Source organism: Shinella sp. WSC3-e, assembly GCF_945994535.1.
GTDB classification, from domain to species: Bacteria; Pseudomonadota; Alphaproteobacteria; order Rhizobiales; family Rhizobiaceae; genus Shinella; species Shinella yambaruensis.
The window spans coordinates 349523-364845 of record NZ_OZ000530.1 but is presented as its reverse complement, the minus strand read 5'-3'; the positions used below and the strand labels follow the sequence as shown (position 1 = coordinate 364845).

At 66.5% G+C, this 15323-nt stretch carries 22 protein-coding genes; 10 read left to right on the top strand and 12 right to left on the bottom strand.

What is annotated here, in order from left to right; translation table 11 throughout:
• Window positions 1-152 precede the first annotated feature (152 nt).
• Window positions 153-1010 (bottom strand): alpha/beta hydrolase, encoded by an 858-nt coding sequence (locus tag AABF56_RS01830; RefSeq protein ID WP_336314369.1) that lies wholly within the window; start codon window positions 1008-1010, stop codon window positions 153-155.
• Window positions 1011-1323: 313 nt separating this feature from the next.
• Between AABF56_RS01830 and AABF56_RS01825 the strand changes: the two genes are divergently transcribed.
• Window positions 1324-1686: a hypothetical protein gene (locus AABF56_RS01825; protein WP_272804702.1), complete on the top strand. Its 363-nt coding sequence runs from the start codon at window positions 1324-1326 to the stop codon at window positions 1684-1686.
• Window positions 1687-1812: 126 nt separating this feature from the next.
• Here the strand turns inward: AABF56_RS01825 and AABF56_RS01820 are convergent, their stop codons facing one another.
• The 4 genes from AABF56_RS01820 to AABF56_RS01805 all read right to left on the bottom strand — a co-directional run bounded on the left by AABF56_RS01820 (window position 1813) and on the right by AABF56_RS01805 (window position 4546).
• Window positions 1813-2529 (bottom strand): Crp/Fnr family transcriptional regulator, encoded by a 717-nt coding sequence (locus AABF56_RS01820; RefSeq protein WP_272804701.1) that lies wholly within the window; start codon window positions 2527-2529, stop codon window positions 1813-1815.
• A 212-nt stretch (window positions 2530-2741) separates the two neighbouring features.
• Complete coding sequence (locus tag AABF56_RS01815) at window positions 2742-3338, bottom strand: general stress protein (RefSeq protein ID WP_244767727.1); 597 nt, start codon at window positions 3336-3338, stop codon at window positions 2742-2744.
• Between the two features lie 22 nt (window positions 3339-3360).
• Window positions 3361-3678, bottom strand: a complete 318-nt coding sequence (locus AABF56_RS01810) for a PepSY domain-containing protein (RefSeq protein ID WP_244767728.1) — start codon at window positions 3676-3678, stop codon at window positions 3361-3363.
• 127 nt (window positions 3679-3805) lie between these two features.
• Entirely contained in the window at window positions 3806-4546 is a 741-nt protein-coding gene (locus tag AABF56_RS01805) for a sulfite exporter TauE/SafE family protein (RefSeq protein ID WP_272807415.1), read from the bottom strand.
• Between the two features lie 131 nt (window positions 4547-4677).
• Between AABF56_RS01805 and AABF56_RS01800 the strand changes: the two genes are divergently transcribed.
• Genes AABF56_RS01800 through AABF56_RS01775 form a run of 6 tightly spaced genes read left to right on the top strand, consistent with a single transcriptional unit; the run spans window position 4678 to window position 10542 of the window.
• Window positions 4678-4932, top strand: a complete 255-nt coding sequence (locus tag AABF56_RS01800; protein ID WP_244767729.1) for a DUF982 domain-containing protein — start codon at window positions 4678-4680, stop codon at window positions 4930-4932.
• A 3-nt stretch (window positions 4933-4935) separates the two neighbouring features.
• Entirely contained in the window at window positions 4936-5973 is a 1038-nt protein-coding gene (gene coxB / locus AABF56_RS01795; RefSeq protein ID WP_272804700.1) for a cytochrome c oxidase subunit II, read from the top strand.
• Window positions 5970-8489 carry a cytochrome c oxidase subunit I gene (gene ctaD / locus AABF56_RS01790; RefSeq protein WP_272804699.1) on the top strand — a complete coding sequence of 840 codons (2520 nt, stop codon included), beginning with the start codon at window positions 5970-5972 and terminating at the stop codon, window positions 8487-8489. The genes coxB and ctaD overlap by 4 nt, the downstream gene beginning before the upstream one ends.
• Before the next feature lie 3 nt (window positions 8490-8492).
• Window positions 8493-8873, top strand: a complete 381-nt coding sequence (locus AABF56_RS01785) for a hypothetical protein (RefSeq protein ID WP_272804698.1) — start codon at window positions 8493-8495, stop codon at window positions 8871-8873.
• Complete coding sequence (locus AABF56_RS01780; protein ID WP_272804697.1) at window positions 8870-9499, top strand: cytochrome c oxidase assembly protein; 630 nt, start codon at window positions 8870-8872, stop codon at window positions 9497-9499. Before AABF56_RS01785 ends, AABF56_RS01780 begins: the two co-directional genes overlap by 4 nt.
• Window positions 9493-10542 (top strand): c-type cytochrome, encoded by a 1050-nt coding sequence (locus AABF56_RS01775; RefSeq protein ID WP_272804696.1) that lies wholly within the window; start codon window positions 9493-9495, stop codon window positions 10540-10542. The genes AABF56_RS01780 and AABF56_RS01775 overlap by 7 nt, the downstream gene beginning before the upstream one ends.
• Window positions 10543-10545: 3 nt before the next feature.
• Here the strand turns inward: AABF56_RS01775 and AABF56_RS01770 are convergent, their stop codons facing one another.
• The 5 genes from AABF56_RS01770 to AABF56_RS01750 all read right to left on the bottom strand — a co-directional run bounded on the left by AABF56_RS01770 (window position 10546) and on the right by AABF56_RS01750 (window position 12581).
• Window positions 10546-10722, bottom strand: a complete 177-nt coding sequence (locus tag AABF56_RS01770) for a hypothetical protein (protein ID WP_244767735.1) — start codon at window positions 10720-10722, stop codon at window positions 10546-10548.
• A 28-nt stretch (window positions 10723-10750) separates the two neighbouring features.
• Entirely contained in the window at window positions 10751-11044 is a 294-nt protein-coding gene (locus AABF56_RS01765; protein ID WP_272804695.1) for a hypothetical protein, read from the bottom strand.
• A 70-nt stretch (window positions 11045-11114) separates the two neighbouring features.
• A complete protein-coding gene (locus AABF56_RS01760) occupies window positions 11115-11345 on the bottom strand; it encodes a hypothetical protein (protein ID WP_244767737.1) in 231 nt (76 codons plus the stop codon).
• Window positions 11346-11440: 95 nt separating this feature from the next.
• The gene (locus tag AABF56_RS01755) at window positions 11441-11935 is read right to left on the bottom strand and encodes a BON domain-containing protein (RefSeq protein WP_244767738.1); all 495 of its coding nucleotides are present in this window, start codon (window positions 11933-11935) and stop codon (window positions 11441-11443) included.
• Window positions 11936-12068: 133 nt separating this feature from the next.
• Entirely contained in the window at window positions 12069-12581 is a 513-nt protein-coding gene (locus AABF56_RS01750; RefSeq protein WP_272804694.1) for a sigma-70 family RNA polymerase sigma factor, read from the bottom strand.
• 139 nt (window positions 12582-12720) lie between these two features.
• On the opposite strand from AABF56_RS01750, the gene AABF56_RS01745 reads away from it, so the two are divergent.
• A complete protein-coding gene (locus tag AABF56_RS01745) occupies window positions 12721-12951 on the top strand; it encodes a DUF6894 family protein (protein ID WP_244767740.1) in 231 nt (76 codons plus the stop codon).
• Here the strand turns inward: AABF56_RS01745 and AABF56_RS01740 are convergent.
• Together AABF56_RS01740 and AABF56_RS01735 are read right to left on the bottom strand one after the other, a co-directional pair.
• Window positions 12944-13675 (bottom strand): Crp/Fnr family transcriptional regulator, encoded by a 732-nt coding sequence (locus AABF56_RS01740; protein WP_272804693.1) that lies wholly within the window; start codon window positions 13673-13675, stop codon window positions 12944-12946. The two genes, AABF56_RS01745 and AABF56_RS01740, sit on opposite strands and share 8 nt — an antisense overlap.
• A gap of 179 nt (window positions 13676-13854) precedes the next feature.
• Window positions 13855-14103: a DUF6894 family protein gene (locus AABF56_RS01735; protein WP_244767742.1), complete on the bottom strand. Its 249-nt coding sequence runs from the start codon at window positions 14101-14103 to the stop codon at window positions 13855-13857.
• A 405-nt stretch (window positions 14104-14508) separates the two neighbouring features.
• On the opposite strand from AABF56_RS01735, the gene AABF56_RS01730 reads away from it, so the two are divergent.
• Together AABF56_RS01730 and AABF56_RS01725 are read left to right on the top strand one after the other, a co-directional pair.
• A complete protein-coding gene (locus AABF56_RS01730) occupies window positions 14509-14691 on the top strand; it encodes a hypothetical protein (protein WP_244767743.1) in 183 nt (60 codons plus the stop codon).
• A gap of 84 nt (window positions 14692-14775) precedes the next feature.
• On the top strand, window positions 14776-15276 hold the full coding sequence (locus AABF56_RS01725; RefSeq protein ID WP_244767744.1) for a YciE/YciF ferroxidase family protein: 501 nt from the start codon (window positions 14776-14778) through the stop codon (window positions 15274-15276).
• Window positions 15277-15323: the final 47 nt, after the last annotated feature.

Sequence of the window (15323 nt, the reverse complement as noted above, 5' to 3'; positions counted from 1 at the left end):
TGCTGGTGTTTCGCTTTTCCGAGATCAAATCGGGCCAGCCTCATCAAAGTCTAAGCAGGGAGAATCCGCCCTAAGCGGCCGCCTGCGCCACGCGCGCAGGGACATTCCTGTCGCTCGGCAGTACGGCGAACCTTCCTATCGGTGGCTGACGGTCAGAGGTTCTCGGCGTAGAACGTCTTGAGCCTGTCGACGGCCTGATCGACGCAATCGGGCTTGTCGTAGAGGTCGTAGTGCGTGGCGCCGGGCACGACGAGGATGTTCTTCACCTTCGAGGCCGACTTGTTGAACAGCTCGAACCCGTCGCGATAGGAGCCGAAGGCGCCCGCCTGCCCGCCACCAACGACGATCTGCAGCGGCTGGGTCAGCAGCTTCTCCGCCAGATGGAAGGCATCGAAGGTGAAGCCGGCGCCGGTGCTGGCGACGTTCAGCTTGTTGGGCGATCCCGGCTGCTGGCCGCGCGGCGTCGTGTAGTAGTCCACCGCCTCGACCACATCGACATCCGTGATGCCATAGGAGTCGAGCTGCGCCTTCGACTGCGGGATATAGGTGGCGATCGCGGTCTCCGCGCCGCGGGCCTCGGCCGTGCGCTGCGCGCCGATGCCTTCCAGCGCCTTGATCGCCGCATCGGCGGAGAGGTCCCCCTCCCGGCACAGCCGGCCGTAATTGGCCCCGACGATGGTGCCGACCGCCTTGAAGCGGCGCTCGGTCATCGCCGCGTTCACGGCATAGCCGCCACCGCCGCAGATGCCGAGCACGCCGATGCGGTTCTCGTCGACATAGGGCAGCGTCACGAGGTAATCGGCCGCGCAGCGGAAATCCTCGACGCGGGTCGCCGGGTCTTCCAGATAGCGGCCGGGACCGCCGCTGGCGCCCTGCGTGGAGGCGTCGAAGGCAAGGCAGACATAGCCGAGTTCGGCGAGCTTCGCGGCGTAGATCGCGGCCGTCTGCTCCTTGCAGGAGCTGATCGGGTGAAGGACGACGCGATCATCGAGAACCCGAGCGACGCGCAAAGCACGTTCGACGCTTTGGCCAGCACCGACAAGGAACTGTACTGGACCGAAGGCACGACCAAGCGCTTCGAGGACGGCTACAACTGGTTCGGCGCCACCCCGAGAAGGTGCTGTCGTACCTGGCCAGGTACATGGGCTGACCGCTTCGGGGAAGGACCGCAGCGGCGACGGCGCGAAGGCCGGCCCCGCCGCTGCGGCCCATTCCACACCACGGACAGCGATGCCGGATGGCCTGCTTGCCGAGCGGCAGCCGGTCTCGCCGCGCCTTCGAACTTGAAACAGGAGTTTTATCGCAAACCGCGCCGTCACCCGCATGCCGATCGCGCACCTGATGATCCTCGGCAACCTGATCCACTGCCTTGCCGCGACGCTGTTCCTGGCCGCCGCGCTTTCCGGCCGGCTGAACGTGGCCCTTGCCGTCGTTCCCATGCTCTTCTTCAGCTTCGGCGCGGGGCTGGCCTCTCCGGCGGCCTTGACGGAGGCGCTCGGCGTCAATCCGCAGGCCGCCGGCTCCGCGTCGGGCCTCTACGGCGCCGCCCAGATGGCGATCGGCGCGGCCTGCACGGCGCTCGGCGGCCTCGGCGGCAATCCGATGCTTGCCGCCGGCTCGGTCCTCTTCGCCGCAGGCCTCGTGGCGCAGCTCGCCTTCTGGCTGGCCAACCGGGCGAAGGCCTGAGCGGCGGGCCGGAGGCTCGCCGGTGAGCGGTTCAGCCGGGCGCGGCGTTACAGCTCGAAGCCGTCGATAACCACTTCCCCTTTTCGACCGGCCAGCCGGCCCCACAATGGCCCCTTTCAGGATGCCTCAGGAAAGGCCGCTCATCAGGCGCCGGTATTCTGCTTCCGGCCTGCCATAGGCGTCGTGGGCGAACTCCTCCAGGGCGGGACGGTCGCGGATGACGACGCTGCCGCGCAGCGAGCGGATGAAGCCCTCGCCTTCCAGGACATGCAGCGCGGTCGTCACGCTCGGCCGCCTGACGCCTAGGAGCACCGACAGGAGTTCGTGCGTCAGCGCCATCTCGTCGCTGCGCGAGCGGTCGTGGCACATGAGAAGCCAGCGGGCGAGCCGCTCGTTGACCTCGTGGACCGCATTGGACACGGCCGTGTGGGCCAGTTGCACGGCAAAGCTTTCCATCGAGCGGTTCATGATCCGGACGAAGGGCTTGCTCTGGTCCATCCAGCGGCGAAAATCGTCGAAGCCCATGCTGTAGCCCTCGGCGTCGAGCTGGACCGTCACGTCATAGGAGCTGACCCGGGCGCCCGTGACCGCGGAGGTCGGGATGTAGCCGTCGAAGCCGAAGATGCCTGCTTCCGCGCGCCGGCCCTGCGGCGTCGTGATCACGACGGACCCGATGCCGTCGGTCAGGAAATACACCGCGTCGATCGGCCGGTCCCGATGCGCAAGGGGCGTGCCCTTGGGAAGGACCTCGTGCTTCAGGTCGGGCGCCAGCATCTGGAAGTCGACATCCGGCAGGAGCTGCAGGAGGTTGTTGGGGGGTGCAGAGCGCAACGGGGCGGCCATGTCCACGCCTCCTGTTTCGGGCCGGCGCGCCTGTCAGCGCCTGACGCCGCCAATTCGGGGAGATGACGGTGCGCCGTCGAGCTTACGCCATCCTGTCCAAGTCGCAAGAGCGGGACGGCGCGCCGCACGCGCGGCGACGGATGCAAAGCGGCCGGCCCGAAGGTCCGGGCCGGCCGCTGCATCACGAACCGAAAAATACGGCTGCCAAGCGATCAGCGCCGGTAGCGCAGGCGCTCCTGCTCGATTTCGGCGGGACCGTAGGGATCGAGCGTCTCGTCGAAGCGCGTCCAGCCCTGCTCGGCATAGGCCGCGCGCCGCTCGGCCGGATCGACCCAGTTCGACTGGCGCAGGATCGCCTCGGCCTCGGGATAAAGGCTTTCCTCGACGCGGGCGGTAACCAGCGTGCCGCCGCGGCGCACGCCTTCTGCATAGACATGGGCATGCTCCTCCGGCACGCCGGATTCCGTCATCGCGCCGATGAGGCCGCCCGCCGCGCCGCCGGCCACCGCGCCGGCGGCGGCACCGGCCGCCGTGGCGGCAAGCCAGCCGGCGGCGACCACGGGCCCGACGCCCGGAATGGCCATGATGCCGAGGCCGGTCAGGAGGCCGCCGACGCCGCCGACGGCCGCGCCGATGCCGGCCCCTGCTCCCGCGCCCTCCGCGGCGTTCGTATCGCCGGTCCGGCGCTCGTCCACATTGTTCGACACGATGCTGATATCGTCCGAGGGGATGCCCCGCGCTTCGAGGGCGCTGACCGCGGCACGCGCGTCGGAATAGTCGTCAAAAAGTCCGGTTGCGGTTTTCTTCATGGGAGTATCCTCTCAGTTGGCGTCAGTTGGCGACGATGTTGCCCTGGTAGTCGAGCGCGACACTGACGGACTTGCCGTCCTTCATCGCGGTGCCCCGCCAGACGCCCTTGTCGTCGAGCGCGAGCCCGGTGACGTCGGCATAGCCCGCTTCCGCGATGCGCTCCTTGGCCTGGTCCTCGGTGAAGCTGTTCGCGCCTTCGACCGGCGCGGTGGCGTTCTTGTCGTCCGGCGTCGCGACCGCCGGCGTATCGCCATCGGTGGTGGGCGTCGTGGAGGTCTGGGCGAAGGCGCCAAGGGTCGATGCGCCGACGAACGCGGCGGCGAGCAATAGCTTTTTCATGATGTTTCCTCGTTGTCAGCCGTTGAAGGCAAGAAGCAAACCGAGATCGCGGCGTTTGGTTCCTCGCTAATTTTGCGGGAGGCGTAAAATAAGCGCGTCCTGATGCCACATCTGCCGGCGGAGGCGGCTAGAACACCCGCACCGCGGCCGTCCCCGTGATGACCAGCGCGACCGCGATCATCAGCGGCTTGACCGGCAGCCGGCTGACGATGAGGGCGCCGAAGGGCGCGGCGAGCACCCCGCCGATGATGAGACCCACCGCCGAGGAGAGCTCCGACCAGCCGAGCGCCAGGACGAAGGTGATCGAGATGACCATGGTGACGGCAAATTCGGTGAGGTTGGTGGAGCCGATGACCTTCCTGAGGTCATGGCCGCGCCCGAGCAGGCTGCTCGTCACGATCGGCCCCCATCCGCCGCCGCCCATGGCATCGAGCACGCCGCCGAGCCCGCCGACATAGGGCACGATCCAGTCGCGCACATCCCGCGGCCAGGACGGGTTGAAGGCCTTGTAGAGGATGAAGAGGCCGACGGCGACGAGATAGGCCGAAACGAAGGGCTCGATCACCTTTCCGTCGATGTTCGACAGGAGATAGGCGCCAATCGCCCCGCCCGCCATGCCGGCCGGCGCAAGCCGCGCCACCAGCCGCCAGTCGACATTGCGATGATAGGCATGCGAAAGCCCGGAAGCGGCGGTGGTGAAGCATTCCGTCACATGGGTCATGGCGCTTGCCGTTGCCGGCGGCACGCCGACGGCAAGCAGGCTCGTGGTCGTCAGCACGCCGAAGGCAAGGCCAAGGGCGCCGTCGACGATCTGGGCCAGGAAGCCGATGACGACGAAAAGCAGCAAATCCGCAGTGAGATAATCCAGCACGATCCCGCTCCCGCCTTGTTCACGCGATCGTCTAGAAGTTCGCTCGGCCGCGTTGGTTCCGGGAGGCGGACGGAACAATCCTCGCCATTCCTGATTGTAGAAGGACAACAACAGCGCGGGGTTTCGAAATGGAAAGCGCTCACAACTGGCAGATGCCCGTCGTCCTGGCCAATCGGGAGGCCGAAGCGTTCGTGGTGGTGCGCAACTCCCTCGAGGCGGCCGCCTATCTGATGGATTTCTGGCCGAAGCAGCACGGACCCGCTTTCTACAAGGCCATTCGCCTTTGCGCGGACGCGCTCGATGGCGAGGTGACCGACGAGGACGTGCGGGACGCGTTTCTGGCGGCGGCGCACGATGCGAACATCGCCATTACCGTGCACTGACCCTTGCCGGCCCGGCGTTGCGGGCCATATCGCCCCTCAGGAACCACCGCCCGGAGCACCGCCATTCATCGACGCGCCCTGCCTCTCCTGCTGATCCCGCTGAGCGGCTGTTCCGGCATACAGTCGGCGCTCGATCCCGCGGGTGACGAGGCGGCGGCGATCTATACGCTGTTCCTCGTCATGGTCGCCGGCGGTGCGCTTATCTGGCTCGCCGTCGTCGGGCTTCTCCTTCACGCGGCACGGCGGCGCGGGGCCCCCTGGAGCGAGAAGACCGCCGGGCGGCTGATCGCCTGGGGCGGGGTCGCCTTTCCCGTCGCCGTGCTCCTGGCGCTGCTTGCCTACGCGGTCTGGCTGATGCCGGCGATCCGGCCCTGGCTGGCGCATTCCGCGCCGGCGGACCGGCCGATCGAGGTGACGGGCGAGCAGTTCTGGTGGCGCATCCGCTATCCCGCCGCCGAAGGCATGCCGGCCTTCGAGACCGCCAACGAACTGCGCCTTCCCGTCGGCGCGCGTGCCGTCTTCGCGCTCAAGGCGCAGGACGTCATCCATTCCTTCTGGATACCGGCGCTGGGCGGAAAAATGGACATGATTCCCGGCCGCACCAACACGCTCTCGCTGCTGCCGACACGGGCTGGCGTCTTTCGCGCGCCCTGCGCGGAGTTCTGCGGCGCCTCCCACACGCTGATGGCCTTTTCCGTCGTCGTGATGGAACTGGAAGACTATGCGGCCTGGCGCCGGGCGCAGGCGGACGGGAACTTCGCAACGGGCAGCGAAGGCGAGCGGCTTTTCGCCCGTCACGGCTGCGCCGGCTGTCATGGCATCCGCGGCCTGACGGAGACCGCGAGCCTCGGACCGGACCTCACCTTCTTCGGGCAGCGCCAGACAGTCGGCGCCGGCACGCTTGCCAATACGGCCGAAAACGTCGCGCGCTTCATCCGCAACCCGGACAAAGTCAAGCCCGGCGCGAAAATGCCGGCCTTCGACATGCTACCGGACGGGGACATCGCCGCCATGGCCGATTATCTCGTGGGGCTTAGATGAGCGGTGCGGCCGAACCAGAGTTCTCGACGCAGGAGCGCAAAGCGCAGGAGGCGGAACTGCGCGCGGTCTGGCGCACGCCCTCCGGCTGGCGCTACTGGACCTCCGTCAACAACACCGAAATCGGCCTCTGGTATGGCGCGGCCGCCTTCCTCTTCATGCTGTTTGCCGGCGTGCTCGCCCTCCTGGTGCGCGTGCAGCTCGCCGTGCCCGACAACGACTTCCTCTCCGCCGACACGTTCAACCAGGCCTTCACCCTGCACGGCACGGTGATGATGTTCCTCTTCGCCGTGCCGATCTTCGAGGCGGTGGCGATCTTCCTCCTGCCCTCGATGCTCGGCGCGCGGGAACTGCCCTTCCCCCGTCTTTCCGCCTTCGGCTTCTGGAGCTTCGCGCTCGGCGGCGTCTTCGTCTGCGGCTCGATCTTCTTCGGCGCGGCGCCGAATGCCGGCTGGTTCATGTATCCGCCGCTGGCCACGGACAAGGAATATTCCGGCATCGGCGCCGATATCTGGCTGCTCGGGCTCTCCTTCATCGAGGTCGCCTCGATCGCCGCCGCGGTGGAGCTGATCGTCGGCATCATGAAGTGCCGGGCGCCCGGCATGCGCATCAACATGATGCCGCTCTTCGCCTGGTATCTCCTCATCGTCGCCGGCATGATCCTCTTCGCCTTCCCGCCGCTGATCGCCGGCGACATCCTGTTCGAGATGGAGCGGATGTTCGACTGGCCGTTCTTCGACGCGGCGCGCGGCGGCGATCCCCTGCTCTGGCAGCACCTGTTCTGGATCTTCGGCCATCCGGAGGTCTACATCATCTTCCTGCCCGCCATCGCGCTGATGGCGATGATCGTGCCGACCTTCTCGCAACGCCCCATCGTCGGCTATTCGTGGATCGTGCTCGCCGCCGTCGGCACCGGCTTCCTGAGCTTCGGCCTGTGGGTGCACCACATGTTCACGACGGGCCTGCCGCAGATCTCGCTCGCCTTCTTCTCCGCCGCCTCGGAGGCGGTCGCGATCCCGACCGGCGTGCAGATCTTCGTCTTCATCGCCACCATGCTCGCCGGCCGCGTCATCTTCTCCGTGCCGATGCTGTTCGGCGCGGGCGGGCTTGCGATCTTCATCATCGGCGGGCTGACGGGCGTCATGGTGGCGCTCGTGCCCTTCGACTGGCAGGCGCACGACACCTATTTCATCGTCGCCCATCTGCACTACGTGCTGATCGGCGGCATGCTCTTCCCGGTCGTCGCCGGCATCTACTATTATTATCCGCTGCTCGACGCGCGAAAACTCTCCGACCGGCTCGGCAAGATCGCCTTCTGGCTGATGTTTTCCGGCTTCAACATCGCCTTCTTCCCGATGCATCTTTCCGGCCTGCGCGGCATGCCGCGGCGGGTCTTCACCTATCCGGCCGATATCGGCTGGGACTGGTTCAACCTGGTCTCCACGATCGGCGCCTTCATCTTCGCCGCCGGCGTCGCCATCGTGGTGATCGACGTCGTGAGGCCCAAGCACCGCCAGCCGAAGGTGGAGGAGAACCCCTGGAACGCCGGCACGCTGGAATGGATCAGCGAGCCGGAGGAAAAGTGGGGCGTGCGCTCCATCCCCATCATCAGGAGCCGCTATCCGATCTGGGACCAGCCCGGCCTCATCGAGGACATCAAGGCCGGCCGCTTCTACCTGCCCGACGCGAAGGACGGCGCGCGCGAGACGCTCGTCACCTCGGTGCTGGACGCCGAGCCGATCCAGTGCCTGCGCGTCGGCGGCACCTCGATCCTCACCATCCTCGCCGCCTTCTCGCTCGGCGGCGTCTTCATCGCGCTCACCTTCCATTGGTGGATCGTGACGATCGTCTGCGCGCTGGTGACCCTTGCCGCCATCGTCGCCTGGCTCTGGACGGGCACCGCCGTGATCCCCAGGCAGGAGATGCGCGACGTCGGCCTCGGCAAGAGCCTGCCGCTCTATACGTCCGGACCGCAATCGGTCGGCTGGTGGGCCATGTTCATCACCATGGCCGGCGACGGCACCGCCTATGCAAGCCTGATGTTCGGCTACTTCTTCTATTGGACCATCCATGACGATTTCACGGGCGGCCATGCCGGGCCCGGCATGCTCTGGCCGCTCCTTGCCGCCGGCCTCTTCACGCTGGCCTGGCTCGCCATGCTGCTGGCGCGCAGGTTCAACGAAGGCGACCGGCCGGCCGCCACGCGCCTTTCTCTCCTCGCCGCCCTGCTTTTGACGCTTGCGGCAGGTGGCGCCGGCCTTGCCGGGCCCTATCTCACCGGCATGGACCCGACCGCCCATGTCTATCCGGCCATCGTCTGGGTCGTCGCCCTGTGGACCGTGGTGCATGGCGGCGTCGGCATCGTCATGCAGCTCTATTGCCTGGCGCGCAGCCTTGCCGGCCGGATGGACGCGCGCCACGACATGGACCTCGTCAATGTCGTGCTCTACTGGCACTTCCTCGTCATCACGGCGGTCACGTCCTTCGGCGTCCTCGGCCTCTTTCCGGTTTTGAGGTGATCCATGCGGCTGATCCCCAAGGAAATCGAAAGCCTCTGGACCCTCTTCACGGCGCCGACCATCTGGGCGCTGCATTTCCTCGCCTGCTACATCACCGCCGCCGTCACCTGCGCGAAGGCGGGCACCGTTCCCTTCTCCTTCGACACGATGCGCCTCGCCCTCGGCCTGATCACCCTCGCCGCCCTTGCCGGCATCGTGCTTTCCGCCGTGCTGGCCTGGCGGCAATGGGGTTTCGGGTCCGGCGATCCGCCGCACGACGAACCGACCCGCAAGGACCGCTTGCTCTTCCAGGGGTTCGCGACGCTGCTCCTCTCCGGCCTCAGCTTCGTGGCTGTGCTCTTCGTCGCCGTGCCGCTGGTCTTCATCGGGGCGTGCCAGCCATGAAGAGCCTCGCGCGCTTCCTCGGCCTCGCCCTTCTCGCCGCGCTCGGCGCAATGCTCCTCGCCAGCTTCGGCAGCGGCTCGTTCACGGCCCATATGATCATCCATATGGGCATCGTCGCCGTTGCCGCGCCGCTCGTCGCCTATGGCTTGCGCGACACGCGGCTCGATCGACTGCCGGGCGTGATCCGCGCAAGCCCAATGCTCGCCTCGCTCGTCGAGCTCGTCGTCGTCTGGTTCTGGCATCTGCCTGCCCTGCGGAGGATCGCGGATGGAAGCCTCGCCCTGTCGCTCGTCGAACAGGCAAGCTTCCTGGTTGCCGGCGTCCTGCTCTGGCACGCCTGTTTCCGGCCGAAGGACGGCCGTCTTGCCGGCGCGGCCGGGCTATTGTTCACCTCGATGCACATGACCCTGCTCGGCGTGCTGCTGGCGCTCGCCCCGCGCCCGCTCTATGGCGGCGGCGACGTCACCTGTTTCGGCATCCCCCTCTCGGCCGCCGCCGACCAGCAGCTCGGCGGGGTCGTCATGCTGATGGTCGGGGCGCTCGCATACCTCCTCGGAGGCATCCTGCTTCTTGCCGGCGTCCTGCGGGAGGACGAGGCGCTTCCGGCGAAGAGGCCGCCATGCTGATCGGCTGGAGGCATATCCTCGGCCTCGTGCTGGCCGGCGCGCTCGGCGCGTTCCTTGTCGCCTGGTCCGGCATTATCGGCGTCGGCGCGAGCACGGGCCACTGGAAGGCGACCGACTGGTTCCTGCACTGGGTGATGCGGTCCTCGGTCAGGACCGCAGCGATAGGAACGCCGGTCCCAGCCTTCACCGAGGGCATGCTGCCGATGGCGGCGGGCCATTTCGAGGCGGGCTGCGCCATCTGTCACGGCTCGCCGGCGCGGCCGCGGCCGGACAGCGTCCGCAACATGCTGCCCGCCCCGCCGGATCTCAAGGACAAGATCGCCGGCTGGAGCGATGCCGAACTGTTCCAGATCGTGCAGCACGGCGTGCGCTTCACCGGCATGCCGGCCTGGCCGGCCGCGGGGCGCGAGGACGAAGCCTGGGCCATGGTCGCCTTCCTGCGCCGCTATCCGGCGCTCGACGCGGAGGCCTATCGCAGCCTTGCCGGCCTTGCCGAAACGCGACCGGCAGGAACCGGGGACGCCATCGGGACCTGCAACGGCTGCCACGCACCGGAACGGCTCGATGCGCAAAGCCTCATTCCGGACCTTTCCGGCCAGTCCGCCACCTATCTCGAACAGGCTCTGCTCGCCTATGCGGAGGGAACGCGGGCGAGCGGCATCATGGCCGTCGCGACGGAGAGATTGGACGATGAAGAACGCCGGACGCTCGCCCGCCATTTTGCCGCCCAGCCCGCACGCCTGCGCCAATCGACATCCGGGGAGGACGCGGCGCGCGGCGAGACGATCGCCCTGAACGGCGATCCGGCCCGACGCATTCCCGCCTGCCTGTCATGCCACGACAAGGCCGGGGCCAATCCCGCCTTTCCCCGCCTTTCGGGCCAGCCGGCGGCCTATCTCGAAAGCCAGCTGAAGCTCTTTATCGGGAAGGGCCGCGGCGGCGGTCCGTTCAGGGACGTGATGGCGAAAGCCGTCGCCAACCTCGAAGCGGAGGACATGGCCCCTCTCGCCGCCTATTTCGCCGGACGGAAACCGGCGGATTGAGGCCTACCGCCGGCCGACCTGCTTGGCCGGGTCGTCGTTCTCGTCCGGGTTCGGATTGGGCTCCTCGTCCGGCAGGCGGTCGGGCTCCGGCTCCTTGATCGGCGGCGTCGGCTCGCCGATCGGGGGAAGGTCGGGCACCGGGTTGGGGCCGGGATTGGGTTCGTTCGGAATGATAGCCATCATGGCCTCCTTGCGGGTTTGACCGGGTCTATTGCGCCATCACGCTGCGTGCACCGGCCTGGCGAAAGGCCTGCTCGGCCTTGAGCAGATCGGTGCGCGCGATATCGGCCGAGACGCGGATCTCACCATGAAGCGGCGCATCGGCGCGCACGGTATCGCCACCGGAGGCTTCCACGCCGGCCGTGTTGGCGTGCGTGTCCGGCTCGATGAAGACATCGGCACGGTCAATCCCGCATTGCTGCACGAGATGTTCGACGGCCCGGTCGGCGGCCTCCCGGGTCGCGAATATCGCCCACATGGTCTTCGTGCTGTCATCGGACATGGCACCTTCTCCTCTTCTTCGGGGATCAGGTTTGCAACGCAGAAGGAGAGCGATGGTTTCAGCCCGCGGGCTAGATGTCGTCCCTGGTGTAGAACATGCGGGCGGACGCTTCGATGATCGAGCGGTGCCTGACGGGATCGAAGGTGACGGCGGGGAACGTCTCGAAGAGATATCTGGCGAAGCTCTCCCTGGCCTCCTGCGAGGCATCGAACCAGGGCTGCGAGGTCAATTCATCGAAGACCGACTTCAACGCGCCCAATTCTTCCGGCTCGAACGTTCCCTTGGAAGTGTAGCTGCCCACGCCCGCCTCCTCTCCGTGACAGCCGTGGATTCTAGGACCGTCCTTGCGGGATTCAAAGCGGGAATGCGGTACGATATCGTACGAAGAAGCCCGGCCTATTCCGTCACGTCGCGGGGAACGTGGCTGTCGACGCCCCGCGTCAAAAGCCCGTCCGCGCGCACATCGCGCACGCCCTTCACCCGGCGCAGGAAGCCGATCAGATGGCGACGGTCCTCCTCGCTGTCGACGGCGCCGTCGAGGATGGCGATGCCGTCGCGGATCGCAAGATCCAGCATGGCCAGATCGACCCGTTCATCCTCTTCAAGCGCCTCCAGGATCCGCGCCTCGAGATCGTCGTCCGCGATGATGTCGTCCGTCTCCTCCGCAAACGGCAGCGGTGCGCCGTCGACATCCCGCGCCTCGGGATCGGCGGTGATCTCGATACCCCCGTTGTCGGCTTGGTCCGGATCGGCGCCGCGTGTTCCGTAGGGCGCGTTCTGTCCGGCCCGGCGTGCGTCATCGTCGTCGGGATAGGGCCAGCCATCCCGGATGTCGCGCTCCTCGTGGTCACGGAAATCCTCTTCGCCGGAAGCTCGCTTGCGATCGGTCATCGTCTTCTCCATTCGTTCAATGCTGCAGGGAGGGGACAGATCCAACCGATCAGGCCGGCCATTGTTCCCGCGCGTGCCGCTCGGCGGACCTCATCCGGAAAGGAAGGGGCGATCCTCCGCCGCGTCGTTCCCGTCAAAACGCGCCGGGACGGCCGATCTCGTCCTCGAGCATCTTTCGCGCGCGGTTGACCCGGCTTTTCACAGTGCCGATCTCGCACGCGCACAGCCGCGCCGTGTCAATGTAGCTGACCCCCATCGCGACGAGTAGCAATGTGCGGCGCGAGCGCGGCGGGATACGGCTGAGCGCGGAGCGCAACTCGCTGCGGCGAACCGCCCATTCCTGCGGCGCCGAAATGCTGGCGCGCTCGAACAGCCCGTCGTCCAGCCCGACGGGTTCCCGGCAGCGGCGGCGATATTCCGTGTTGAAGGTGTTGCGCATGATCGTGAAGAGCCACGAGCGCAGTCGCGTGTCCGGGCAAAACTGGTGAGAGGACCGGAGCGCGCGCATGACCGTCTCCTGCACGAGATCCTCCCGGTCGCTGGCCGAACGGGTGAACCGCTGGGAAAACCGCCTCAGCGCGGGCAACTGTGCTTCGATCGCGGCGTGAACCGTCTGCGCGGCGGGCTTGGAGACCAGGGCGTCCATTCATTCCTCCGTTTCCAAAGAAACGAAGCGGGCTCGCGGAGGTTGCCGTACGATAGCGTACAGACGCCGGCAAAAAGAGAATGGAACACTTCGCGGCTTCATCAGTCAGTAGGAGAGCCAAAGCTGTCCCGAGGCGAACATGACCCGCTACTTCTTTCACATCTGCAGTCGAACGGAACGGATCGAGGATCGGGAAGGCGCGGATTTCGACACGGTGCAGGCGGCCTTGGCCGAGGCGCGGCTTGCAGCCCGCGAGATACTGGCCGAGGACGTCCGCAAGGGGCAGGTCGACGAGACGCGCTTCTGCGAGATTGCCGACGAACGGGGGCGGCTGGTGGCCCGCGTCCCCTTCAGCGAGGCGCTCAGATAACGGATCGCGAGACGATGGTCCCGATGAGCCGTTCATACTCCTTCTCGCATTCGCCATAGGCATCGCGCGCAAAGGCCTCAAGGCCGGCGCGGTTGCGCACGCTGACGACGCCGCGCTCGGAATAGATGAGCTTCTTGCCCTCCAGCACATGGAGCGCCGTCGTCACGCTGGGGCGCCGGACGGCGAGCATGATCGACATGAATTCGTGCGTCAGGCTGATATCCGACCCGTCCGCCCGGTCGTGGCACATCAAGATCCACCGCGCGAGCCGCTCGTCGATATGGTGCACGGCATTGGACAGCGCCGTATAGGCCTGCTGGACGGCAAGCGCCTGGGTGTAGCGGGAAAGCAGCCTGTGAACCTCCCGATCCTCCGCGAGAACCGCCTTCAGGTCCGGAACGGGAATCCGGTAGGCTTGCCCGTGCATCTGCATGTGGATGGAGAAGGGATCGGCATCGACATCGAGGACAGCCGAGGTCGGACACATGCCATCCCTTCCGATGATGCCGATCTCGCTATGCTGGCCCTCCGGCGACCGGACGACGACGGACGCGATCCCGTTCTCGAAGAAGTAGGCGTGCTCCATCGGCTGATGGGGAGAGGAAAGCTGGTACAAGCGGGGAAGCTCTATTCGTTCCAGCCGCCCGGCAAACCGCTCAAGGCTCGTTTCCGGTAAACGCCGAAGCAGGTTGTTCCGGAACCTGCCCTGCCAAACGTCTGCCATCCAACGATCCTATGCGGTTCAGCGACCGCATATCTGCCAAAGGCTTCGGTCTCTCCTAAAGTCAATGGCCGTCCATCTATGACCATAAAATCGGCGAGACAACCCGGCGCCGGGCGTCGGTACGGAAGCGGACAAAGGGGATGGAAGCGTAGCGTGTCCTTCCTGGTTGCGGCCCGGCGTCACAACTGCTGGGCGCCGTGCGGTATCGCCTCCAGAATCAGCCGGAACGTGATGATGGGAACGCGGTTGGCGTCCTGCAGCTCGACGGAAATGCTGTCGATCGGCTCGTTGGGCAGCCCGTCGATCGCCATTTCCGCCAGAAGCGTTTTTGCCTCTTCCCTGGCCTGCGCCAGATTCTCAAAATCGAAACCCCGATCGGGCTGGAGCACGCCGTCCTGATCCTGGATTTTGAAGTAATAACGTCCCATTGCCACCTCCTGGATTGGCTGGACAATGTCGAAGGGAAGCAAACGTTCCTTGGATGTGCGCGGTCGCCGAAGCGAACGGGCGGCCAATGCTCGGGGGAGCCTTGGCAACGGAGCAGCTTGAGGCTCCGTCCAACTGCCGGACGGCGATTGCGCCCTCCCTTCCGGGAGCGCGGACTGTGGCACGGCAAGGGGGCAAGATGAAGCAAAGCGCCGGCTTATGCCGGCTTCGTACGGAATCGTACCGAGACGACGAGCCGTCGGTTTCGCGGCACCTCGCTATGCGTGAGGCCGCGCATGAGGCAGGGCCGCCCCGCCACGGAACGTACGGTTCCGTACGATCACCGGCGCGACGGGAACATCCCCTCCCCGCGCACATTTGACTGGCACGATAGCGGGGGAGAGAACATGCAACATCTCGACAAGAAACGCTCGGTGCCGGCACGCAAGGTGTTCGACGTCGTGGCCTATTGCCGGTCTCAGCGCATCAGCGAGTGGGAAACCAGAAAGCTCGTGCGGCTGGTGGGCCGTTTCGCGAGCCGGCTCGAAATCCAGATGAACCTGACAAACCGGCCGGCCCGCTTCCGATAGAAGCCCGATCTTCAGGAACAATCGCCGGATTGCCTTGTTCAATCCCGGGCCGATCAACGGCTCATTCCCAACGAGGAGACTGCAATGCCCACGAAGACACTGGAAGACCTCTTCATCGACGGGGTCAAGGACATCTATTACGCCGAACGCAAGATCATCGCGGCGCTGAAGAAGATGGGACGCGGCGCCAAGGCCGAGGACCTGAAGGCCGCATTCGACAAGCACCTGCAGGAAACGGAAGGCCAGGTCGAGCGGCTCGTCCAGGTGTTCGAGATCCTCGGCAAGCCCGCCCGCGGCAAGACCTGCCCCGCCATCGACGGCATTCTCGAGGAAGGCCAGGAGATCCTGGAGGAATTCAAGGAATCGCCGGCCCTCGACGCGGGACTGCTGGCCGCCGCCCAGGCCGTCGAGCACTACGAGATCGCCCGCTACGGCACGCTGAAGTCCTGGGCCCTGCAGCTCGGGCACAAGGACGTGGCGCAGCTGCTCGACCAGACGCTTTCGGAGGAAAGCAAGACCGACCAGGCGCTGACCCGGCTGGCCGAAGCGAAGGTGAACCGCGAAGGCAAGTCGAAGGCAGCCTGAGCAGGCGGGGGGCCGGCCGCGCGCCGGCCCGTTGCCCGCGCCCTGCC